The sequence below is a fragment of the Brachybacterium vulturis genome (genome assembly GCF_002407185.1).
GTDB lineage: Bacteria > Actinomycetota > Actinomycetes > Actinomycetales > Dermabacteraceae > Brachybacterium > Brachybacterium vulturis.
The window spans coordinates 639,554-661,947 of the sequence record NZ_CP023563.1 but is presented as its reverse complement, the minus strand read 5'-3'; the positions used below and the strand labels follow the sequence as shown (position 1 = coordinate 661,947).

Here is a 22,394-nt window from a genome sequence, read left to right as displayed (position 1 = left end):
TCACATCCACTTGCTGCGTTTGAAGATGACGTAGAGCAGCACGCCCAGTCCCACCATCATCCCCAGCGCCATCGGGTAGCCCAGAGCCCAGTGCAGCTCGGGCATGTCGTCGAAGTTCATGCCGTAGATCGCACCGATGAGCGTGGGGGCGAAGAGGATGGCCGCCCAGCCGGAGATCTTCTTCATGTCCTCGTTCTGCCGCTGCGCGACGAGGGTCGCGTTGACCTCCAGGATCTGGGACAGGGCATCACGCAGGTCGCGCACCCGCGAGGCCGCGCGGGAGAGATGATCGGCGACGTCGTCGAGGTAGGCCTGCAGCCCGCCCGGGATCTCGTACTTGCCGAACCCGGCCTGCAGCGCATCGATCACGTCGGCGAGCGACGTCACCGCCTGCTGCATGTCGATGACCTCCTGGCTGAGCCGATAGATGCGCTCGGCCACCGCGGCATCCCCGCTGAACACCTGCCGTTCGATCTGCTCCTTGTCGATCGTGAGACCCCGCAGCACGGGGCCGTAGCCGTCGACGATCATGTCGAGCACGCGATAGAGGACCGCCTCCGGGCCCAGGGTCAGCAGACTCCCGTCCTCCGGCGCCATGCGCTCGCGATGGGTGGACGTCAGGGGATGCTCCTCATCGAGGCGCGGACCGTCGCTCCCGTCGATCCAGTGGCCGTCCTGGCAGAGCACCGCCACAGCCCCGGGACGCACCAGCAGATGGAACTCGGAGAAGTCGACCTCCTCCTGCTCGTCGAGGTAGCGGGCCGAACGCACCACGAGGAACAGGACGTCGCCGTAGCGCTCGAGCTTCGGCCGCTGGTGCGCGTTGAGCAGATCCTCGAGCAGGAGAGGATGCAGGTCCCAGGCCTCACCGAGCTCGAGCACCTGCTCCCTGCCGGGCTGCGGGTAGAAGAACATCACCATCCGGTCCGCGGCGCCGCGGGTGAACTCCAGCGCGTCGCGGATCGAGTCGCCCTCCGGCTGGTGGGAGGGGACCCCGCCGGAGACGTACCGCGTCGTCGGCGCAGCTCCCCCGTCGTCCGGGCGGCGCTCCCGGCCGCCCTGCTCGCGCGAGCGATCGGAGCGCCGGCGCCGTGGCGGGCCATGTCGTCGCTGGGTCATGTCATCTCCTCGTGGAACGTCCGCCGGCAGGAGATCCTCCTCCGCGCTGGGACAGGGGTCATCGCCGTCCGTTCACGGCGAGCCGGACGTGATCGTAGCGCTCACCGCGGCAGAGCCAGCACACCCTCCACGAAGCCGATCACGTCCGCGAGGACCTCGTCGCGGTTGGTCTCGTTGAGGCTCTCGTGCTGCGCGCCCGGATAGGTCTTCGTGAAGGTCCGCGGGCCGCGCAGCTCGAGCAGGCCCTCCCAGCTGGCCGGGAGCGGGACCAGACGGTCGCCCTCCCCGTGCAGATACAGCATCGGGTGCTCCCCGACGCCGCCGGCCGCGGCGATCGTGGCCATCGCCTGCCGCAGGCCCTCGAGCGTGGGGCGGGCGAAGTCGCCGTGCCACACCAGGGGGTCCTCGGCATAGGCGGCGCCCACCGCAGGATCGCGGGACAGGGTGTCGGGATCGATCGGGGTGGCCGGGATCTCGTCCTGGGCGAGCAGGGAGTCCACGGTGATCCACGATCCGAGCACAGGCCCGGTGAGCACGGTGGCGAGCAGCCGATCCGCGTGCAGCTGGGTATAGCGGGCGGCGATCATCCCGCCCATCGAGTGGCCGATCAGCACGATCGGAACGCCCGGATGTTCCGCGGCGGCGTGCTCGACCACGAGGTCGAGATCGTCCACGACCGGTTCGAAGTCGCTGATCAGGACCCTCTCCCCGTCGCTGCAACCGTGGCCGACGTGGTCCGCGCCGTAGACCGCGGCGCCCGCGTCGCGCAGCCGCTCGGCGACCCACCCGTAACGGCCGATGTGCTCGCCGTAGCCATGGGCGATCACCGCCACCCAGTGGGGTTCCGGGATCGTCCAGGCCCTGCCCACGAGGGCGCCGGCGTGGCCGTGAAGGGTGAAGTCCGTCGCAGGGGAGTGATCGCTCATGGGGCCATCATGCCTGTCCCCTCGCGCGGATGCGCTCCTTCCGGTGTCACGGAGAAGAGGGCCGCGGGCCACCAGGGGCGGGCGGAGAGAGCAGAGCGCTGAGCGGCGCGGGCAGCCACTCCCTCAGGCTCAGGATCCTAGCGGCCCGGAGGTTGACGCCGCTGCGGCACCGGGACCTGAAAAACCCCGGTTCACCTGGGTGAACCGGGGAATCTCTGCGGTGCGCAAGGGGGGACTTGAACCCCCACGCCGTTTCCGGCACACGGACCTGAACCGTGCGCGTCTACCAATTCCGCCACTTGCGCGTATCTCCGGCACCGGGCTTTGAACCACCGAGGCCGAAGGTTCCCCTAGATTACCCCCGCTCCACCGTCAGCCCAAACCGACGCCCCGCACAGTAACGAACGACACGTCGACAGCTCCGCGCCGGTGTGTCAGCGGGTCAGCGCATCGATTCGGCCTCCGCGAAGGCCTCCTCGATGTCGGCGGGATCCATGCGGCGACGCGCGACAGCCACATAGAGCACCACCGCGACCAGCACCGCCGGCACCCCCACCATCGCGGCGACCTGCATGCTGGGCCGCACCGCGATGGTCGCGAACACCGCCACCAGTCCGATCAGGCCGACGATCGCGGTCGGGACCCCGCCGGGCATGCGGAAGGTGGCCCCGCTGATCCCTCGACGCCGGAACGCGATGTAGGTGCACAGGATCAGCGCCCAGACCAGGATCACCGCGAACACCACCAGGCTCATCATGTAACCGAACACGCCGCCCACCCCGCTGAAGGCGAGCAGCGCGGCCCCGAGCAGGCCCGCCGAGCTCAGGGCGATGCCGACCACCGGGACCCGGTGGGCGGTGGTGTGGGCGGCGAAGCGCGGTGCGAGGCCGTCGGAGGCCAGGGAGTGCAGCATCCGGCTGCCGGCGTACAGGTTCGCGTTCGCGGCCGACAGCGCTGCGATGAGCACCAGCAGATTGGTGATGTGGGCGGCGCCGGGGATGCCCAGCTGGTCGAAGACCATCACGAACGGCGAGGTCGCCACGTCCTCACCGGAGCCGGCTGCGGTCCGCCACGGCACCAGGCACAGCACGAAGCCGATGCAGAACACGTAGAAGAAGGCCAGGCGCACGATCGTGGTGCGGGCGGCGGTCCTGATGGAGCGGGCGGGGTCCTTCGCCTCGGCCGCGGTGATCGACAGCAGCTCGATGCCGCCGAAGGAGAACATCACCACCGACAGGGCGATCCACACCGCGGCCCAGCCGTTCGGGGCGAAGCCCCCGTCGGCCGTGAGCCGGGACAGGCCCGGGGCCGGGGCGTCCGGTAGGCCGAAGAACACCAGCACCGCGCCCACCAGGATGAACGCGAACACAGCGATCACCTTGATCGAGGACAGGAAGAACTCGACGATGCCGAAGGAGCCGACGCTCGAGAGGTTGATCGCGATGATCACAGCCGCGAAGATCAGGATCCCGGCCCAGATCGGGATCGCCGGCACCCAGTAGGCGAGGTAGGCGGCGCAGGCCACCAGCTCGGCCCCGGTCACGCACACGGTGACGATCCAGTACAGCCAGCGCGTGATGTACCCCCAGAACGGGGAGAGGTAGTGCGCGGCGAGGGTGCCGAAGCCCCCGCGGACGGGGTGGCGGGAGGCCATCTCACCCATCGACAGGGCGATGGTCGCGGCGATCAGCGAACCGAGCGCGAAGGAGATGATCACGGCCGGGCCGGCGATGCCGATCGCCTCGCCCGAGCCGAGGAACAGGCCGGTCCCGAGCGCGGAGCCCATGGCGATCATCGCCATCTGGCCGTGGCCGAGGGAGCGGGCGAGGCCGCCGTCGGCGCGGCGGGGGGTCTCGGTGGTCGAGGAAGTCACCAGGAGAGGGTAGCGAACCGGCTCGCCAGGGTGTGCCGACGGCGGCGAGGGCGCTCTCCGCGGGCGGGACCAGGTGCAGCGTCGCGTCCATCGCGATGCCCACCCAGAGTGCGTTGGCGAGCGTGCCGATCCCGGGCCTCTGGCGCAGCGGTATCCAGAGCAGCAGCACGAGGAAACTCATGAGGATCGTGAGGGTGCCGACGCTGAGGCCCGTGCGCTCCGCGAGGGCCACCGACAGCACGTCCCAGGGCGCCGCGCCCCATCCCGCGCGGAGGATCAGCCCGATGCCCACGCCGAACCCGGTGAGGCCGAGGGTGAGGGTGAGCAGGCGCAGGGGCAGGCGGTCCAGCCGGAGCTGGTCGCGCACGGTGAGGTTCTCGAGGGCGGGGGGCATGCCTCGAAGCCTGCCCGGCAATGGACCAATGGGACAGGGCCAATCGTGCTTCACTGGATCCGTGACCCCCGAGACCGTCCCCCTGCGCACGCTGCTCGCGCTGCTCGGCGACCCGCCCGCCGTCGGCCGCTCCGACTGGCTGTCCGCTCGTATCGCGGCCCTCGTCGGCGAGGGTCGTCTCACGCCCGGGGCCAGGCTCCCCTCCGAGCGGATGCTGGCCGCCGAGCTGGGATTCTCCCGCGGCACCGTGGTGCGGGCCCTGGACGCCGCCGGGGAGCGGGGCGTGCTGCGGGCCCGTCAGGGCTCAGGACGCACCGTGCGCGGCCCGTCGGCCCCGGGGCCGGTCGAGTCCCTCACGGCGCGCTCGGCCCCGCTCGCGCCCGGCGCGGTGGACCTGCGGGCGACGGTGCTCCCGCCACATCCGGAGCTCGGCTCCGCGGCCGCCGAGGCGGCCGCCCGCCTCGCGGAGGACCCCGCATGGGGCAGCGCTCCTGCGGACGGGATCCCCGAGCTCATCGAGCAGATCTGCGGCCACTACGCGCGGCGCGGCCTGCCCACCGAGCCGCGGCAGATCGTGGTGACGAACGGGGCGGTGAGCGGCCTGCATCTCGCGGTGCGGTCCATGACAGCGAGGGGCGCGCGCGTGGGGACCGAGAACCCCGGCTACCCGAACTCCGCCCGCGTGATCACGGCCGCCCACCGCCGGGCGATGCCGATCGACCTCGCCGCCGACCATGCCGGATCGATCGTGCAGGCGGTCTCCTCCGGCGCCCTGGCCGCCGCCGTCCTCACCCCGGACTTCCACAACCCCACGGGCCGACTCCTGGGCGCCGAGGACCGTGTGCGGCTGCTCCGGGCGGCGGCCCGCACGGGCACGCCGCTGATCATCGACGAGACCCTGGCGGGCATCAACTGGCACCGCACGCCCGCGCCGCCCCCGACCGCCGGTGAGGGGGCGACGACGCTCCTGGTCGGATCGCTCTCGAAGTCGCTGTGGGCGGGGTTGCGGATCGGCTGGGTGCGCACCTCCGAGGACATCGCGGACGCCCTCTCCCACCTCCGCCTCGGCGTGGACCTCGGCATGCCGCCGCTCGAACAGCGGATCGCCGCCCGGCTGATGCCCACGATGACCGCCGACGGGGTCCCGCACTGCCATGAGCACATCACGAGCTCCTGGGAGCTCGTCGCGGAGACGCTCGCGGAGCTGCTGTCCCACTGGACGTGGACCGCACCCGAGGGCGGGCTCTCCCTGTGGGTCACGGGTACGCGCCTACCGGCGCCCGAGCTGGTCTTCCGAGCCGGGGAGCGCGGCGTCGCGCTGCATCCCGGGGCGCTATTCTCGCCTCTCGGCACCGGCTGGCCCCACGCCCTGCGCCTCCCCTTCAGCGGCCGCGCCGCGCCGCTGCGGCGGGCGCTCGAGGTGCTCGCCGAGCTCGAGGGCTGAGGTCCCGGGAACGCAGGAGCGCCCCGCACCGGAAGGGTGCGAGGCGCTTCTGAGGTCAGGCGTGCCCGATCAGGCTCCGAGCGATCAGGCTCCGAGCGATCAGGCGCTGAGAACTCAGGCCTTGGCAGCCGCGCCCTTGGCGGCGATGACCTGGACGACGAGGTTGGCGAAGATGTCCTCGTGCAGACGGACGGTCGCCTTGTGCTCGCCGAGCGAGCGGATCGGCGCCACGAACTCGACGGTGCGACGGTCGATGTCCTTGTCGAAGATCGCCTTGATGCCCTCGGCGATCTCCTTGGAGGAGACCGCACCGAAGAGACGGCCGTTCTGGCCGGCGCGCTCGGCGATGACGACGGGCTTGGACTCGAGCGAGGCCTTCAGCGACCGTGCGTCCTCGATGTTGGCGATCGCGCGCTTGCCACGGGCCGCACGGATCTGGTCGAGCTGACGCTGTCCGCCCTTGGTCCACGGGGTCGCGAGACCGCGGGGCATGAGGAAGTTCCGGGCGTAGCCGTCCTTGACGTCGACGACGTCGCCGGCGGCACCGAGGCCGGTGACCTCGTTGGTGAGGATGAGCTTGGTGGTCATAATCTTCTCTTCCTCGCTCAGCGGCCGGCGGTCGCGTACGGCAGCAGGGCGATCTCGCGGGCGTTCTTCACGGCCTTCGCGATCTTGCGCTGCTCCTGGACGGTGACGCCGGTGACCCGACGGGCGCGGATCTTTCCGCGGTCGGAGATGAACTTGCGCAGCAGCGCGGCATCCTTGTAGTCGACGGTCTCGACTCCCGCGGCCTTCAGCGGGTTCTGCTTCTTCTTCGGGGGACGAAGTGAGGGCTTGGCCATCGTGGTGCTCCTTCTTTCTGAGGGGAGCCCGGGCATGCACCCGGGATGGAGTGGATCAGTGTGATGCTGTGATCGACGGAGCGATCAGAAGGGCGGGTCGTCGTATCCGCCCTGGTTGCCGCCGCCGGCCCACGGATCGGCGGCCGGGGCGCCCTGGGGGGCGTTGTTGAAGCCGCCCTGTCCGCCCTGGTTGCCGTAGCCACCCTGGCCGCCGCCTTGGGGGGCGCCGCCGCCGAAGCCGCCGCGGCCTCCGCCGCCCCCGCGCTGGACCTTGTTGGCCTTCGCGGTGGCGTACTTGAGGGAGGGGCCGATCTCGTCGACGTCCAGCTCGATGCTGGTGCGGTTCTGACCTTCCCGGTCGGTGAACGAGCGCTGCTTGAGACGGCCCTGCGCGACGACGCGGGTGCCCTTCTCGAGCGACTCGGCCACGTTCTCCGCGGCATCGCGCCAGATGGAGCAGCGCAGGAACAGCGCCTCGCCGTCCTTCCACTCGTTCGCCTGACGGTCGAACATGCGGGGGGTCGACGCGATGGTGAACGACGCGACCGCGATGCCGGACTGCGTGAAACGCAGCTCGGGGTCGGCGGTGAGGTTGCCGATCACCGTGATGACGGTGTCATTCGCCATGGGTGCTCCTCTGCTCCGGGATGGGGTGGGGTGGTGCGGGCTTCAGCGGCAGCGGATCAGGCTGCGTCGAGACGCATGACCTTGGTGCGCATGACGGACTCGTTGAGTCCGAGCTGGCGATCCAGCTCCTGTGCGGTGGAGGTCTTCGCGGTGAAGCTGAGGACGATGTAGATGCCCTCGGACTTCTTGTCGATCTCGTAGGCGAACTTCCGCTTGCCCCAGACGTCGACGTTGTCGATGGTGCCGCCCTCGGTCGGGATGACCTGGACGAGCTTCTCGAAAGTTCCGGTGACGGTCCGCTCATCGACGGACGGGTCGAGGATGACGACCATTTCGTACTTGCGCATGTTCTGGTACCCACCTCCTGTGGTCTCTGCGGCCACGGTCTCTCCGTGGCAGGAGGGTTCATGCCATCCGGTCCGGACATCGGCGATGCCCGGCACGGACCGGCCCATCGTACCTGCGGCATCCGCCATCGGCCAGGGAGCGACCGCCGGTGCGCGACGCATCACAGGCGCGCATTCGGCGAGGTCGACCGATCCGAGGTCGCGTCAGACGGTGTCGTCGTCGCCCTTGCCGTTCCCGTGACCATCGCCCTGGCCGCCGCCGCTGGCCTCCTCGTCGCCGCCCTGCGTCTGTTCCTTCGGCTTCTCGGTGGGCTGGGTGTTCTCGCCGTCCCCGTCGCCGGGCTCGGTGGTCGGCTTCTTCGTCGGCTCCTCACTGGGCTCCTCCGACGGCTTCTCGCTGGGCTCCTCGCTCGGCTCCTCCGACGGCTCCTCGCTGGGCTCCTCGCTCGGCTCCTCGCTGGGCTCCTCCGACGGCTCGGGCGCCCGAGTGGGCGGCGGGGGCGGCGGCACGTAGCTGCGCTCCTGGGTCTCGTTGTCCAGCCGGACCTCCTCGGGGAAGTCGAGCATCTCCTGCCCCTCGAGGGAGGTGGACATGATGTCGCCCCAGACGTCGGCGGGGAACTGGCCGCCGGTCATGCTCTGCACTCCGCCGAAGGGGGTCAGCTGCTGCTCGGAGCCGTCCTCCCCGGACTGGAACATGCCCACGGCCGTGACCAGCTGCGGGGTGAAGCCCACGAACCAGGCGGAGCGGAAGCTCTCCGAGGTGCCGGTCTTGCCGGCGACCGGACGGCCGTCCATGACTCCCTGCAGGCTCCGGGCGGAGCCCTCCGTCGGCGGGCCCTGGAGGGCGACGGTCGCATTGATCGCGACCTTCTCGTCCAGCACTCTCTCGTCCCCGCCCTCGTGCTCGTAACGGGTGGAGCCGTCGGAACGGGTCACCGACTTGACGATGTAGGAGTCGTGGTGCACGCCGCCGGAGGCGATGGTCGCGTAGACCTCGGCCATCTCGGTGACCGTCGGCGAGGCCGAGCCCAGCACGTTGGAGGGCACCGGCTCCAGGCCGGGGGTGTCCTCCGGCAGTCCGAGCTGGATGGCGGTCTCCATCGTGTTCTCGGGGCCGACCTCGATGTTCGCCTCGGCGTAGGCGGTGTTGATCGAGCTGGTGGTCGCCTTCTGGAGCGACACCCGGCCGTAGTCGGTGTTGTTGTAGTTGTTGACCGTCCAGCCGCCGGGGACCTCGGGGAACTCCTTCGGGGAGTTCCCGTCCCAGCGCGAGTCCAGCGGGAAGCCCTGCTCGAGGGCTGTGATCAGGGTGAAGGTCTTGAAGATCGACCCGGCCTGCATGCGGGACTGGGTGGCATCGTTCCGTGCCTGGCCGACGTAGTCCGGACCGCCGTACATCCCGCGGATCGCGCCGGTTGCGGGGTCGAGCGTCACGGTGCCGAGCCGGTTGTTCTCCGGGCGGTCATCGGGCAGGTTCTCGACGGCCTGGACGGTGTTCTCCTGGACCGCGGGATCGATCGTGGAGACGATGCTGAGACCACCGGTGTTGATCTCCTCCTCGGTGAAGCCCTGCGCGATCAGCTCCTTGCGCACCTCCACCAGCAGGTAGCCCTCGGGGCCGCCGAGGGAGTTCTCGGTGCTCGGCTCGATGGTCTCGGGGAACTCGAGGGCGTCGGCCTCCGCCGGGGTCATCTGCTCCTCCGCGACCTGCCGGGTGATCACCCGGTCCCAGAGGTTCGTGGCCGCCTCGAGGTCGTTGTCAGGATCGTAGGTCGAGGGGCTGGGGATCACGGCGACCAGCAGGGCCGCCTCGGCGTCGGTGAGCTCGGAGGCGTCCTTGCCGAAGTAGGCCTGCGAGGCCTCCTGGACGCCGTACGCGCCGCGCCCGAAGTAGATGGTGTTGAGATAGCGGGAGAGGATCTCGTCCTTCGGCAGCTCCTGGTCGATCTTCAAGGCCATGATCGCTTCCTTGGCCTTGCCCACGTAGGAGGTCTCGGTGCCCGTGTAGTAGCGCTCGACGTACTGCATGGTGATCGTCGAGCCGCCCTGCCGATCGCCGCCGGCGAGGTTGTTGACCAGCGCGCGCACGATGCCGCGCGGGGAGACCCCGCGGTTCTCGTAGAAGCTCGCATCCTCGCTGGCCACCACCGCCTGCTTGATGTTGTCGGGGATCTCGTCGGCCGGCAGCTCGGTGCGGTTGATCTCGCTGAACTGCCCCATCTCGGTCTCGCCGTCGGCGTAGTAGACGCGGGAGGTCTGGGCGAGGGCGAAGTCGGAGGGTTCGGGCACCTCGGTGTCGTTGTACAGCCAGACGGCGAAACCGAGACCGGCCAGCACCATCAGCGCCATCGCGCCGACGATCAGCCGCAGCGAGGGGATCCAGCGCCAGGGGTTCTTCGCCCCGGCGCGCGGGTAGTTCAGGAAGTTGGTGGCGGCGGCCTTCTTCGCGCGGCCCTTCGGCGCGGCGGCGGCCGAGGCGACCCCGGCGTGCCGGGCCGTGACCGAGGTGCGCGAGGTGGGCGGCTTCGGAGCGCCGGCGGCACCGGTGGCCGCCGTCCGGCGGCCGGTACGACTGGTGCCCTTGGGGGCGGAGGCCGTGCCGCGGGACTTGGGAGCGGAGGACGTGGGCGTCGAGGTGCGACGCACTCCGGCGGCGCGGCGGGCACCACCGGTCGTCGGCTTCGTCGATCGGCGCGATCGATCCGACGAGCCGCGGGACGAGCGTCGAGAGTCGCTCATGGCTGCTCCTGGTCCTTCGGGGGGCACGGGCATGTGCGGGCGCCGCGATCGTTCTCTTGCGCACCCAGCCATTCAGTATGACCACGACAGCACGCCGGACGGAACGACCCGGCGGCGAAGCACACAGGGTGTGCACGTCCGGTGCGGTGCCGCTCACATCGGTGCGGCCGGGCCCTCACACGACCTCCACACCCCACGGGATGCGGAGCCTCCGACCGAGCCCGCGCGGATCAGGAGTCCTCGCGGGACGCCCACCAGGTGCGGAGCTCCTCGATCGCCCGCTCCTCGCCGAGCGGGCCGTGCTCCATCCGGAGCTCGAGCAGGTGCTTGTACGCCTCGCCGACCATCCGACCGGGCGGAAGGTCGAGGATCTCCATGATCCGGTTGCCGTCCAGGTCGGGACGGATCCTTCCGATCTCCTCCTGCTCGGCGAGCTGATCGATGCGGGCCTCGAGCTCGTCGTAGGCGCGGGCGAGGGTGCGGGCCTTGCGCCGGTTGCGGGTGGTGACGTCGGCCCGGGTGAGACGGTGCAGGTGCGGCAGCAGATCCCCGGCGTCGGTGACGTAGCGGCGCACCGCGGAGTCGGACCACGGCGAGTCGACGTAGCCGTGGAAGCGCAGATGCAGCTCGACCAGGCGGGCCACCTTCTTGGTGGTGTCCTTGTCGAAGGTCAGGGCCTTCATCCGCCTCGCGGCCATCTTCGCCCCCACGGTCTCGTGGAAGCGGAAGGTGACCACTCCGCCCTCCTCGAAGCGGCGGGTGGCGGGCTTGCCGATGTCGTGCAGGAGCGCGGCCAGGCGCAGCACCAGGTCGGGAGCCTCGCAGGGGCCGGTCGAGCCGGCCGGGCTCTCCAGATCGATCGCCTGGTCCAGCACGGTGAGGGTGTGCTGGTAGACGTCCTTGTGGTGGTGGTGCTCGTCGATCTCGAGCTGCAGCGCGGGCAGCTCCGGCAGCACATGCGCGGCCAGGCCCAGCTCGGTGAGCAGCTCGAGCCCGCCGCGCGGATGGGCGCCGAGCATCAGCTTGACCAGCTCCTCCCGCACCCGCTCCGCGGAGACGATGGTGATCCGCTCGGCGAGCGCCTCGATCGCGTCGGCCGTGGCGTCCTCGATGCGGAAGCCGAGCTGGGCGACGAAGCGCACCGCACGCATCATCCGCAGCGGGTCGTCGGTGAAGGACTGCTCGGGGCCGACGGGTGTGCGCAGCAGGGTGCGGGACAGGTCGGCGAGGCCGTCGAAGGGGTCCACCAGCTCGAGCGACGGCAGGCGCACCGCCATCGCGTTGACGGTGAAGTCCCGCCGCGAGAGGTCGCCGGCCAGGGTGTCGCCGAACTCGACCTGCGGCTTGCGGCTGGTGGGGTCGTACGACTCGGTGCGATAGGTGGTGATCTCGACCTTCACGCCGTCGCGCACACCCCCGAGGGTCCCGAAGTCGCGACCCATGTCCCAGATCGCGCCGTCATGGGTCCACTCCCGCAGGATCTCCTCGGTCTGCTCGGGGCGGGCGGACGTGGTGAAGTCGAGATCGGCGCTCGAACGGCCCAGCACCGCGTCCCGCACCGGCCCGCCGACGAGGGCGAGCTCGTGCCCGGCCGCCTCGAACATTCGCCCCAGCACATGGATCTCCTGGGGCAGGGCCTGGAACATCGAGGCCGCGCGGCGGCGGGCGGTGTCGAGACGCGGGGCGGTGCCGGCAGTCTCGTCGACGGGATCGGTCACGGGGGGTCCTGTCCTGGGTCGGGGCGCGGAGAGCGGGGACCTGCGCTGCGTCACTGCCTTGAAGAGGTCTCGTGCACCTGCAGGCTCCCTACGGTAACGGCCGCTTACAGTGTCATCATGCCGTCGTCCCCGCCGTCCGTGCGCCCGATGCTCGCGGCGCTGCTGACGGTCCTGCTCCTCACCTCATCAGCGCTGGTGAGCGGCCCGGCGACCCTGCTTCCTGCTGCTCATGCCGCGGCCGGGACCCTCACGGACCTCGCTCCCCGCGTCCCGTCCGCGCCCTCGCCCGCGGCCGAGGACTCGCCGGTGAGCATGGATCTCGTCTCCCTCACCCCCACCTCGCTGGCCCCCGGCGGCACCCTCGAAGCACAGGTCGACGTGACCAACACCTCCTCCGAGCCGCTGCCCGCCCTCACCCTCGAGCTGCGCACCCGCACCGCCCGGGTCACGGACCGTGAGGTGCTGTCGACGTGGCAGTCCGACACCTCCGCACAGCCCGTCGGCGAGGCGATCGCGAGCTCCGGCGCCCACGATCAGCTCGACCCCGGGGAGTCGACCGTCCTCACGGTGCAGGTCGACGCCGCGGCGCTCGGCTACTCCGAGGCGCCGTACTACTGGGGGACCCGCCGCCTCGCGCTCACCGTCGCCGCCGAGGAGGATCCGCTAGCCACGCTGCGCACCTTCGTGGTGTGGCGCCCCCTGGAGGCGGAGGACAGGATCACGCAGTCCGTGCTGCTGCCGATGGCCGCGGAGGATGCCTCTGCCATGGTGAGGGACCCGGAAGGCTTCGAGGCCTCGCTCGACTCGGGTCGCCTGGCCTCGGTGCGCGAGCTCGCCCAGCGCGAGGGCGTGGACTGGTGGTTGGACCCGGCCCTGCTGGATCCGCCGAGGATGCCGGTGGACGCCGACGGGGAGAGCACGACCGCGCCCCCCACGGAGGCGGAGGACTCGGCGACGATCCCCGAGTACGCCCCCGCGCCGCGCTCCGCCGAGCTCGCGACGCTCCTCGAGGACGCCGCCGACGAGCGCACCGTGCTGTCCATGCCCTACGCCCGGTCCGACGTGGTCAGCCTGCGGGCCGCCGGCACCGAGCAGCTCGCGGACGTGGTCCGCGAGCACGGCGACCGGGCATGGGAGGACTCCGGCATCGCACCGCACGGCTCGGCGCTGCGGATCGACGGCGCCCACGCCGACGCGGACGCCCTCGACGCGGTGCTCGCCGCCGGCGGCACCACTGCGATCGCGCCGTCGAGCTCCTTGCGTCGTGACCCGGCCTCCTCCGTGACCCCCAGCTCCGTCGGGGTGTACCCCTCCACCCGCGAGGAGGGGGGCGAGCTCACGCTGCTGGCCCCGGATCCGGAGCTCTCCTCCGAGTTCTCCCTGCTCACCGGCGGCTCCGACACGGAGCAGGTCCGGCAGCGCCTGCTCGCGGAGACCGCGACGATCGCCTCCGAGTACACCCTGGCGCCGCGCCACCTGCTGATCTCCCCCTCGACCGATGCGGTGCTGGACCCGGCCGCGGCCGGCGCCGCCCTCGACGCGATGGAGGAGGCGCCCTGGATCGTCAGCGGCAGCACGAGCACCTTGCTGGATGCCGCCGACCAGCAGGAGTGGACCGGGAATCCGCGCAGCGAGAGCGGTGAGCTGTACGCACTGGGCCGGATCGATCCCGCCGGAGTCCATCCCAGCGGGCCCACCGAGATCGGGAGCTGGGAGCACCTGGCCAGGGCCGAGGATCCGCAGCTGCTGGACCCCGCGGCCCTCACCGAGCTCCAGGACGCCTGGACCGAGGTGGACACGCTCGCCGCCGCGATGGAGGACGATGCACCGCTGGACGCACCGCGCCGGGAGATCCTCGCCGGCACCTCGATCCGCTGGCGCGGTGAGCCCGAGATCCCGGCGACCCGCGCCCAGGAGGCCTCCGCCCTCTCCGCCGCGCTGCAGGACCGCATCCAGGTGGTGCCCGCCTCCGGTTACAACGTCATCTCGGATGCGGTGAGCGTCCCGATCACGATCAGCAACGGTCTGGACACCCCGATCACGGTGCGGATCGAGGTCACCTCCGACAAGCCCCTGGTGCAGGTCGGGGGGCCGACGGTGGTCGAGGTCCCCGCGCGGGGCCAGTTCGATGCCGCGGTCGATGTCGAGGCGATCGCGAACGGCTCCGTCACCCTCACCACCGTGGTCACCACCACCGATGGCCGACCGCTGACCGCTCCGGTGCGGGTGCCTCTGACGGTCAACCCGTCGTGGGAGAACTGGACCACGCTGCTGCTGGTCATCGCGATGGGTCTGCTGGTGGTGGTCGGAGTCGCCCGCGCCCGTCGCACCGGGGCCGCCACCCGGGCGCCGGGCTTCGCCGGCCCGGAGGATCCCGAGGAGCTGGCCCGTTCCGGTCGGACCACCCCGGATCGGGCTCCTGCTGCGGACTCCGCTCCCGACCCCGCATCCGCACCGACCGAGGAGGACCGTTCATGAGCACTGCCCGCCGGGTCCATCACGTCCCTCGTCACCGTCGTCACGGCATCCCCTCCAGCAGCACTGCGCTGCTGCGGGCGAGCGTGGTGATGGCGGCGGGATCGATGATCTCGCGGCTGCTCGGCTTCGTGCGGAACTTCCTGTTCGGCGCGATCCTCGGCGGTTCGATGTCCGCCGCGGCGAACGCCTTCAGCGCGGCGAACACGCTGCCCAACACCATCTGGCTGCTGGTGGGCGGCGGCACCCTGAACGCGATCCTGGTGCCCGCGATCGTGCGCGCCGTGAAACGACCGGACCGCGGCAGCGACTACGTCTCGCGCCTGATGACCCTGGTGGCTGCGGTGTCCCTCGGGATCACCGCAGTGTGCCTGGTCGCGGTGCCGCTGCTGCTGACGCTCACCAGCGGCCTGCTGCCCACCGCGACCTACGCGCTCGCGGTGCAGATGGGCTACTGGATGATGCCGCAGATCTTCTTCTCGGCGCTCTATGTCATGTGCGGGCAGCTGCTGAACGCCCATGACTCCTTCGGCCCGTACCAGTGGGCTCCGGTGGTCAACAACCTCGTGGGCATCTTCGGTGCCGCCCTGTTCCTGGGACTGTGGGGCACCGTCGGCGATCCCGGCCAGTGGACGATGACGATGATCGTGGCGATCGCCGCGATCAACGTGGGCGGCTCCGCCGCCCAGGTGCTGTTCCTGTTCTGGTACGTGAAGAAGCTGGACCTGCGGCTGCGGCCGAGGTGGGGACTGCGCGGGCTGGGGCTGGGCAAGCTCAGCCGGATCGGGCTGTGGTCGCTGGCGATGCTGGGGCTCGGCCAGCTCGGCATCTGGGCGTCGCGCTGGGCGACCGGCGGGGCGGTCCGGATGACGGAGCAGCTCCAGGACCGGCCGGACCTCGCGGCGCAGTATCCGGCGCTGCTCACCATGGAATGGGCCTACCTGGCGTTCATGATCCCGCAGGGGATCATCGCGGTCACCCTGGTCACCGCCGCGTTCCCCTCCATCTCGCGCAGTGCGGCCGACGCCGACCACGGCGGCGCTCTGGAGCGCTACAGCCAGACCAACCGGATGCTGGCTGTGCCGATGATGCTGTGCACGGCCGTGTTCATCGCCCTGTCGGGCCCGATCATGTGGGTCATCGGCGGCGGCACCGGCGAGACCGCGGCCCGGGCCAACGGCACCGTGCTGGTCGCCTACATGCTCGGCCTGGTGCCCTTCGCCTCGCTGTACCTGATCAAGCGGGTGTTCTTCGCGTACGAGGACGCCCGCACCCCGTTCATGGCACAGATCCCGATCGCGGCGCTCACGGTGCTCTCCGTCCCGCTCATCCTGGCGCTGGTCGATCCGAAGTACGCGGCGGCCTCCGCCGCCGGCGCCATGAGCCTGGGCAGTGCGGTGGCGTGGCTGGTGGGCATGGGCCTGCTGCGCCGCCATGCCGCCCGGCACGGCACACAGCCGCCGAGCACCCGCGCCGGGCTGTCGCTGTTCGGGCGGCTGGCGGCCTCCGCGCTGGTCAGCTGGGCCGCGGGCACCGGTCTGGTGCTCCTGGCGGAGGATCTGCTGTGGAGCCATCGCGCGCTGGCGGTGCTGCTCGGTGCGCTCATCGCCGGGGTGATGACCGTGGTGTTCACCGTGGTCGCGTACCTGCTGCAGGTCTCCGAGGTGCGGCGGCTGGTGGGGATGACACGGCGCAAGCTGGATGGGCTGACCCGCCGCACCACGAGGGTGACCTCGTAGCATGGTCGATGCACGCGACGGGCATCTCCCGCCGGACGACGAGAAGGACGGTCCGTGAACACGAACCCACAACCGGACGCACTGCGCTCCCGGTGGACGCTGGAGGGACGCGTCCCTCTGTCGGGCGTCGCCGACGGTGCCGTGTGGCATCGTGCACGCTCGATCTCCACCGGGGAGGGCGTGGTGCTGTTCGTCGTGCGGGGCGAGGCCGCTCTGGAGGCCGCCGACGCCGTGCGTCGCGCCTACCTGGTCGAGGATCCGCACCTGCTCGCGGTGAAGGACATCGTCGTGTTCGACGATCCGCGGGACACCAGGTCGGACCGGCCCGCAGCGGGTTCGACGGACGGCCCGACGACGGTCGTCGAGTACTCGCTGCCGCCCGCCCCGCCGCTCGCCGCACTGCTGGCCGAGGGGCCGCTGCACCCCGAGACCGCCCGCGCGATCATCGGGGAGGCCGCGACCGGTCTGGAGGCCGCCCGCCGGCGCGGGGTGCGCCACCAGTTCCTGGACTCCAATCGCGTCTTCGTCGACACCCGGTCCGGTGCTGTGGTCCTCCTCGGCATCGGGGTGGAGGCGGCCGCGCATCCGGGCCTGGACCGCTCCCGGGAAGTGGCGTCGTTCCAGGACACCGCCGCCCTGGTCGCGCTGCTGTACCGGGCGCTGACGGGTCGCAGCCCACGGCACGACGCCACCGGCACCGTGCCCCGTCCCTCCACGATCGTGGACACCGCGATCCCGGAGGACCTGGATCTGCTGTGCGACCTGGTGCTCAACGAGTCGGCCGACGAGATCCCCGAGACCACCCGTGGGCTGATCGAGGCGCTGCAGCCGTGGCAGTCCATCCCGGTGACCCTCGAGGCGTATGCACGCTCCGCGGAGTCACCATCCGAGGCCGGCGCTCCGGCGGCCGACGGAGACACCGCCGCAGGCACAGCCGTCGCAGGCGCAGCCGCCGGTGCTGCGGTCGCGGGTGCTGCGGCCGACGGCGAGTCAGAGGCGGAGTCCACCCCATCGGCCGACGTCCCGGGGGCGACGGGCACCGAACCGACGAGCACCCAGGCGGACGGTGCCTCGGACGACGAGCTGGAGAGCACGGCGCTGATGGCCGCCGTGCCGGATGAGGAATCCACTCCTGGCCAGGACCCCGCACCGGATCAGGAGCCCGCGCCGGACCAGGACACGGATCTCAGCCCTGCCGCGGCCACCGCAGCGGGAGCGGTGGGAACGGCAGGAGCCGCCGCCCTCGCCGCCTCCGCCGTCGGCCGCACCGGGAGCGACGAGCCCAGCACGCCCGCGGAGGCGGCGGACGCGCAGCCGACCGCACCGGACCGGGCCGACGACACGCAGCACGACTCGGCAGCGGCGAGGGCTCTCGTCGAGGACCTCCACCTCGATCAGAAGCGGAACACCAGTCCTTTCCCGGGGCAGCTGGAGATCACTGCTCCTCCGGAGCCGGCGACGGAGGGCGATCCGGACACCGAAAGCGGTGCTCAGGCCTCCGGCGGCGCCGTCGGAGCTGCAGCGGCATGCACCGCGACAGGCGCAGCGGCCTCCTGGGAGGTGGCCGAGCGGACACCCGACATCCCCTCCCGCACCGCCGGGTCCCATTGGCCGCTCGTCGGCACCGATGCCGGAGATGCACCGCTGGCCCCCGCATCCGTCACCCAGGGGGCGCCGGAAGGGGTGCCGCAGAACCGTGGCCAGGCGTCCACCCCCGCGTCGACGACCCCGGACGGATCCGCCCCGACGCCGTCGAATCCCGTCGCCCACAGCGAGGATGCCGCTGCGACCGCTCCGGTCGCGGTCACCGGGCGCACGCACCCGGTGGCTCCTGTGCGCGAAGACGGCCCGATCGTGATCCACGGGCGCGACCGCTCGGTGCTCGAGGAGCCCGAGGAGAGCACCGTGCCGTTCCAGCGCAGCTCCCTGCTGCGGGACGTGGTCGGGGTCGCGGTGAACACCGACGCCCCCGAGACCTACGCGATGGGCCCTCGGGACCGGGAGAAGCGCTCGCTGCAGTCGCAGTGGATCATCATCGGCGGCGCCATCGTGGTGATGATCGCGCTGGTCATCGCACTGACCACGATCACCAGCGATATCCGCGACATCCTCGCGGATCCCCTGGCCACCTCCCCGGCGGCGACGACGGCCGCGCCCACCGAGGAGGAGACCGAAGAGGCCCCGGTCGAGCCCACCGCGGAGGAGACAGAGGAGGCGCTGCCCGCTCCCCAGATCGACAGCGTCGAGCTGCTCGCCCTGCCGGACGGCGAGGAGCCGGACCACACCGATCAGCAGGAGCGGCTCACCGACGGCGACACCTCCACCTACTGGTCCACCCAGCACTACGCCAGCCCCGACTACGGCGGCCTCATGGAGGGGGTGGGGATCCGACTGCACTTCGCCGAGCCCTCGACCTTCACCGCCGTCACCGTCGCCACGGCGCTGAACAACGGCGGCGCCATCGAGCTGCGTGCGGTGAACGAGGACGGGTCCCCCGGGGAGGTGCTGGCCACCGGTGAGTTCGTCGCCGACGGCGAGGTCCGCCTGGAGGCACCGGAGGAGATGGAGACGGACGCGGTCATGCTGTGGATCCCGGAGCTGCCGCCGGACAGTTCCGAGGACGGCCGCTTCCGGGCACGTATCGCGGAGATCCAGGTCGAATGAGCGTGCGGTCGTCCGACCGTCCCTCCTCGCCGCCCGGGAAGGGACGTGGATCGCGCTTCGGCTCCGTCCTCGGCATCCCTGTGCCCGTGGTGCTCCTCGCGCTGATCGCCTCCGCGCTGATGGGAGTCCAGCTGGCGGCCGCGCTCGAGCAGACCACCGCCAGCCACGTCCGCGCCGGTTCGACCGCTGCCGACTCGCTGGGCGGGACCGGGAAGGTTTCCGTCGGCGTTCCCGTTGTCACCGAGACGACCCTCGGCACCGAGGTGCAGCGCCTGATCGACTCCGGCACGATCCAGCCGATGACGAGCTTCGACGCGGCGACCTGCCTCCAGGAGCAGGGGATCCCGGATTCGATCCTGATCATGGAGGAGGTCGCATGGGGCGGCGAGCAGACAGCAGGCTGGCTGCTGGTGCACGGGCCGTTGGATCGGGAGACGCTGCGTGCCAACGGCGGCATCGTCTCGGCGACCGTCGTGCTTCCCACCTGCGGGTCCACCGACGACGACCTCACACCGCAGCAGAACCGGCTCTGGTCCGGGGACGTGATGATCGGCTCCCTCTGACCTCGTTCCACCCGCCGGCCGCCGAGAGCGACCTGCTCCATACTTGAAGGCGGTCCTCCCGCAGACCGCCCGACCTCTCCACGGAAGGACACCCACCATGTCGCAGCCCATCCAGGCTCTTAACATCCTCGGCGGCCCCGCCCCGGTCGCACAGCCCGCCCCGGTCGCGAACACCCCGCAGGACGACACGATCCACGAGGTCGTGATCGTCGGCTCCGGCCCGGCCGGATACACCGCAGCCATCTACACCGCGCGGGCCGACATGAAGCCGATCGTGATCGCCGGCGCGCTCGACGCCGGTGGTGCCCTGATGACCACCACGGATGTGGAGAACTTCCCCGGCTTCCCCGAGGGGATCCAGGGCCCTGAGCTGATGACGAACCTGCAGGAGCAGGCCGAGCGCTTCGGTGCCGAGGTCATCTACGAGGATGCGGTGGATCTCCAGCTGGCGGGAGAGGTCAAGCGGGTCACGCTCGACGACGGCACCGTCTACCAGGCGAAGTCCCTGATCATCACCACCGGCTCCGCCTACCGAAAGCTGGGGATCGACGGCGAGGAGACGCTCTCCGGCAAGGGCGTGAGCTGGTGCGCGACCTGCGACGGATTCTTCTTCAAGGACCAGGAGATCGTGGTGGTCGGCGGCGGGGACAGCGCGGTCGAGGAGGCCACGTTCCTGACCCGATTCGGCAAGTCCGTCACTCTCGTCCACCGCCGTGACGCGCTGCGCGCCTCCAAGATCATGGCGCGGCGCGCCGAGGCGGACCCGAAGCTGAGCTTCGTGTGGAACAGCGAGGTCGTCAGCATCAACGGTGCCGACAAGGTCGAGTCCGTGACCCTCCGCGACACGGTCACCGGTCAGGAGCGGGTGCTGCCCACGAACGCGGTCTTCGAGGCGATCGGCCACCTCCCGCGCACCGACCTGCTGCGCGGGAAGCTCGAGCTGGACGACGAGGGATACATCGTCTGCACCGGCCGTTCCACCCATACCTCCGTGCCCGGCGTCTTCGCCGCCGGCGATGTCGTCGACCACACCTACCGCCAGGCGATCACCGCCGCCGGCACCGGCTGCCAGGCCGCCCTGGATGCGGAGCGCTGGCTGGCGGACACCGCCGCCGGCATCGACGTCGAGGACGCCGTGGCGCACACCGTCGCCCAGTGAGCACCGACCTCCCTGCGGGGAGCGGACCGCAGGAGGACCGGGACGGAGCTCCTGCCGCGGGGCAGGGCTCCGCGGCCCCCGTCCCGGTGGTGATGGTGGTCAGCGCACCATGGGCGGGACCGTCACGGCCGGCTCCGACCGTGCTGCGGGAGCTCGGCCGTCGCTGGGGTTCCGCGGTGCAGGTGCTGCTGGTCGAGGATCCGTCCGAGCAGTTCCTGGAGGACTGGTCGGTGGAGGTGCTGCCCACCTGGCTGAAGCTCCTCCCGGGCACCGGGCCGTCCGCAGCCGGCGTCTCGGAGGAACTGATCCTCGGGGCGCTCACGGGCACGGATCTCACCGGGCTCGAGGTGACTCTCGCCGGGCCGTGGCACCTCGAGCATCGCCGCACAGGAGCCCAGCCAAAACATGTGATCGACGCGGAGTTCGGTCCCGGCCACTGAGGCTCGGCAGTGAACTCGGGGCGGCGGGTTTCGACGCGCCTCGACTCGCTCTCTGAACAGCCGGTACTGCGGCCTCTGACGTGCCGGGACGCGGTTGTCCACAGCTCTATCCACACCGTTGTCCACACCATGGGCGACCTACATCCACATCGTTATCCACAATCTGATGTGGACAAGCCGTGCGCGAGCGTGTGGTCGCCGCTCTCCACGGTAGTGGCTCTGACCTGCAAAGACGCATTCACCGGAGGTGAGCGAGGGCCGTGCGGCCCGGTATGTCCGGCTGCCTCTTTGCAGCGCGGCCTTCTTTCGGACGTCTGTCAACTACTGGGTTGTCCACAAGTTTACGCACACTGTGCATAGAGGCCGCCCGCGTAGATTGTGGTACGACTGGGCGCCTCTCGACGCGACGTGTGCACAGGCCGTCGGCGGGACTCTAGCCATGGCATTGCGAGTTCCTGTTGCCGGACGTGGCATTCCTCCGCAGTGTCCGCTTGTGCTTTCCAGGGTGCAGTCATTCTGAGGGGGCGGTCCGGTGTTCTGGTTCAGGTGCCATTCGGTGTTTCCCGTGAAACGCCGGCGCCGAGGGCTGAGGCGGGGCGTCGAGTCAGCTGACATCCGGAGCGGTCGTCCACAGCTGACGAGACGCTGAGTTCCACGTGAAGCATCACTGAAGACGAACAGTATGGTCTGTCCGTCTCCTGCTCGGACGGCCCCCACGCGTCCCTGCTGGAGGAGACAGCGAGTGCGTGGGACCGTAATGATGACTACGGCGTTTCACGTGGATCATGCACCTCGCGAGTACAGCGTCCACAAAAGCGGACCCACGCGGATCGAAGCGAGCGCTCGACGCCTGTCGGAGGGCCGTGTCCACCATCGCGCACACCAACTGTTGGGTTTCCCGTGAAACGACAGACGATCACCGCGATTGGAAACGGCACGCTGGCTCCTCTCGGGCGAGAGGAGCGATTCGCACGTTTCCCGTGGAACCCAATGTTGGAATCCGAGCTCAGGGCCGGTCCTGAGAAGGTGGAAGGCATCCCGCGCTGTCGACATCTTTCCGAGACGGCGGCACTTGCGGTTGCCGCAGTGGAGGAGACGCCGAGCGTGCTCTCCAGCAACGCGACCCGGTCGTCCTCACAATGCCGGAGCCTAAGCGAGGCGCGAGTGCTGCGGCCCGCGGTGCAGCAGGGATCATCGACAGCCGAAACGAATCCCCACGTTTCCCGTGGAACGTTCAGCGACGACATCCCCCGAGACGCTTCTCGATTGTGCGTTACCAAGGCCGGTCCGAGGCGGTCGTTCAGCACCAGACCACTGAGAAC

16 protein-coding genes, 1 tRNA gene and 1 pseudogene are annotated in these 22,394 nt (G+C 70.6%); 7 read left to right on the top strand and 11 right to left on the bottom strand.

Features of this window, described 5'->3' with window-relative positions; genetic code table 11:
* From CFK38_RS02930 to CFK38_RS17930, 5 genes and pseudogenes are all read right to left on the bottom strand, one after another.
* Entirely contained in the window at positions 1–1,119 is a 1,119-nt protein-coding gene (locus CFK38_RS02930; RefSeq protein ID WP_096801727.1) for a magnesium and cobalt transport protein CorA, read from the bottom strand.
* 101 nt (positions 1,120–1,220) lie between these two features.
* Positions 1,221–2,045, bottom strand: coding sequence for an alpha/beta hydrolase (locus tag CFK38_RS02925; protein WP_096801726.1), 825 nt, complete (start codon positions 2,043–2,045; stop codon positions 1,221–1,223).
* Positions 2,046–2,266: 221 nt separating this feature from the next.
* Positions 2,267–2,350: transfer RNA gene (locus tag CFK38_RS02920), tRNA-Leu, on the bottom strand.
* Positions 2,351–2,487: 137 nt separating this feature from the next.
* Positions 2,488–3,918 (bottom strand): amino acid permease, encoded by a 1,431-nt coding sequence (locus tag CFK38_RS02915; protein ID WP_157773325.1) that lies wholly within the window; start codon positions 3,916–3,918, stop codon positions 2,488–2,490.
* Between the two features lie 79 nt (positions 3,919–3,997).
* Positions 3,998–4,312: pseudogene (locus CFK38_RS17930) on the bottom strand (DUF6198 family protein); the annotation flags it as partial.
* A gap of 61 nt (positions 4,313–4,373) precedes the next feature.
* On the opposite strand from CFK38_RS17930, the gene CFK38_RS02910 reads away from it, so the two are divergent.
* Positions 4,374–5,756, top strand: coding sequence for an aminotransferase-like domain-containing protein (locus tag CFK38_RS02910; RefSeq protein WP_172895759.1), 1,383 nt, complete (start codon positions 4,374–4,376; stop codon positions 5,754–5,756).
* Positions 5,757–5,870: 114 nt separating this feature from the next.
* On the opposite strand, the gene rplI is transcribed toward CFK38_RS02910, so the two are convergent.
* From rplI to CFK38_RS02880, 6 genes are all read right to left on the bottom strand, one after another.
* A complete protein-coding gene (gene rplI, locus CFK38_RS02905) occupies positions 5,871–6,344 on the bottom strand; it encodes a 50S ribosomal protein L9 (RefSeq protein ID WP_096801724.1) in 474 nt (157 codons plus the stop codon).
* Between the two features lie 17 nt (positions 6,345–6,361).
* Complete coding sequence (gene rpsR / locus CFK38_RS02900; RefSeq protein WP_096801723.1) at positions 6,362–6,598, bottom strand: 30S ribosomal protein S18; 237 nt, start codon at positions 6,596–6,598, stop codon at positions 6,362–6,364.
* An 84-nt stretch (positions 6,599–6,682) separates the two neighbouring features.
* Positions 6,683–7,225, bottom strand: a complete 543-nt coding sequence (locus CFK38_RS02895) for a single-stranded DNA-binding protein (RefSeq protein ID WP_096801722.1) — start codon at positions 7,223–7,225, stop codon at positions 6,683–6,685.
* A gap of 56 nt (positions 7,226–7,281) precedes the next feature.
* Complete coding sequence (gene rpsF / locus CFK38_RS02890) at positions 7,282–7,572, bottom strand: 30S ribosomal protein S6 (protein ID WP_096801721.1); 291 nt, start codon at positions 7,570–7,572, stop codon at positions 7,282–7,284.
* A gap of 204 nt (positions 7,573–7,776) precedes the next feature.
* Positions 7,777–10,314 carry a transglycosylase domain-containing protein gene (locus CFK38_RS02885; RefSeq protein WP_096801720.1) on the bottom strand — a complete coding sequence of 846 codons (2,538 nt, stop codon included), beginning with the start codon at positions 10,312–10,314 and terminating at the stop codon, positions 7,777–7,779.
* A gap of 230 nt (positions 10,315–10,544) precedes the next feature.
* A complete protein-coding gene (locus tag CFK38_RS02880) occupies positions 10,545–12,032 on the bottom strand; it encodes a CCA tRNA nucleotidyltransferase (protein WP_157773324.1) in 1,488 nt (495 codons plus the stop codon).
* A gap of 117 nt (positions 12,033–12,149) precedes the next feature.
* Here CFK38_RS02880 and CFK38_RS02875 point away from each other — a divergent pair, with 117 nt between their 5' ends.
* The 6 genes from CFK38_RS02875 (at position 12,150) to CFK38_RS02850 (ending at position 21,072) form a co-directional block, all read left to right on the top strand.
* Positions 12,150–14,510: a DUF6049 family protein gene (locus CFK38_RS02875; protein WP_177371000.1), complete on the top strand. Its 2,361-nt coding sequence runs from the start codon at positions 12,150–12,152 to the stop codon at positions 14,508–14,510.
* Complete coding sequence (gene murJ / locus CFK38_RS02870; RefSeq protein ID WP_096801719.1) at positions 14,507–16,246, top strand: murein biosynthesis integral membrane protein MurJ; 1,740 nt, start codon at positions 14,507–14,509, stop codon at positions 16,244–16,246. Before CFK38_RS02875 ends, murJ begins: the two co-directional genes overlap by 4 nt.
* A 54-nt stretch (positions 16,247–16,300) precedes the next feature.
* Positions 16,301–18,910 (top strand): protein kinase family protein, encoded by a 2,610-nt coding sequence (locus CFK38_RS02865; RefSeq protein ID WP_096801718.1) that lies wholly within the window; start codon positions 16,301–16,303, stop codon positions 18,908–18,910.
* Positions 18,907–19,473 (top strand): hypothetical protein, encoded by a 567-nt coding sequence (locus tag CFK38_RS02860; RefSeq protein WP_096801717.1) that lies wholly within the window; start codon positions 18,907–18,909, stop codon positions 19,471–19,473. The genes CFK38_RS02865 and CFK38_RS02860 overlap by 4 nt, the downstream gene beginning before the upstream one ends.
* Before the next feature lie 97 nt (positions 19,474–19,570).
* Entirely contained in the window at positions 19,571–20,632 is a 1,062-nt protein-coding gene (gene trxB, locus CFK38_RS02855) for a thioredoxin-disulfide reductase (RefSeq protein WP_096801716.1), read from the top strand.
* Entirely contained in the window at positions 20,629–21,072 is a 444-nt protein-coding gene (locus tag CFK38_RS02850; RefSeq protein WP_096801715.1) for a hypothetical protein, read from the top strand. Before trxB ends, CFK38_RS02850 begins: the two co-directional genes overlap by 4 nt.
* The last annotated feature ends 1,322 nt before the right edge of the window (positions 21,073–22,394 follow it).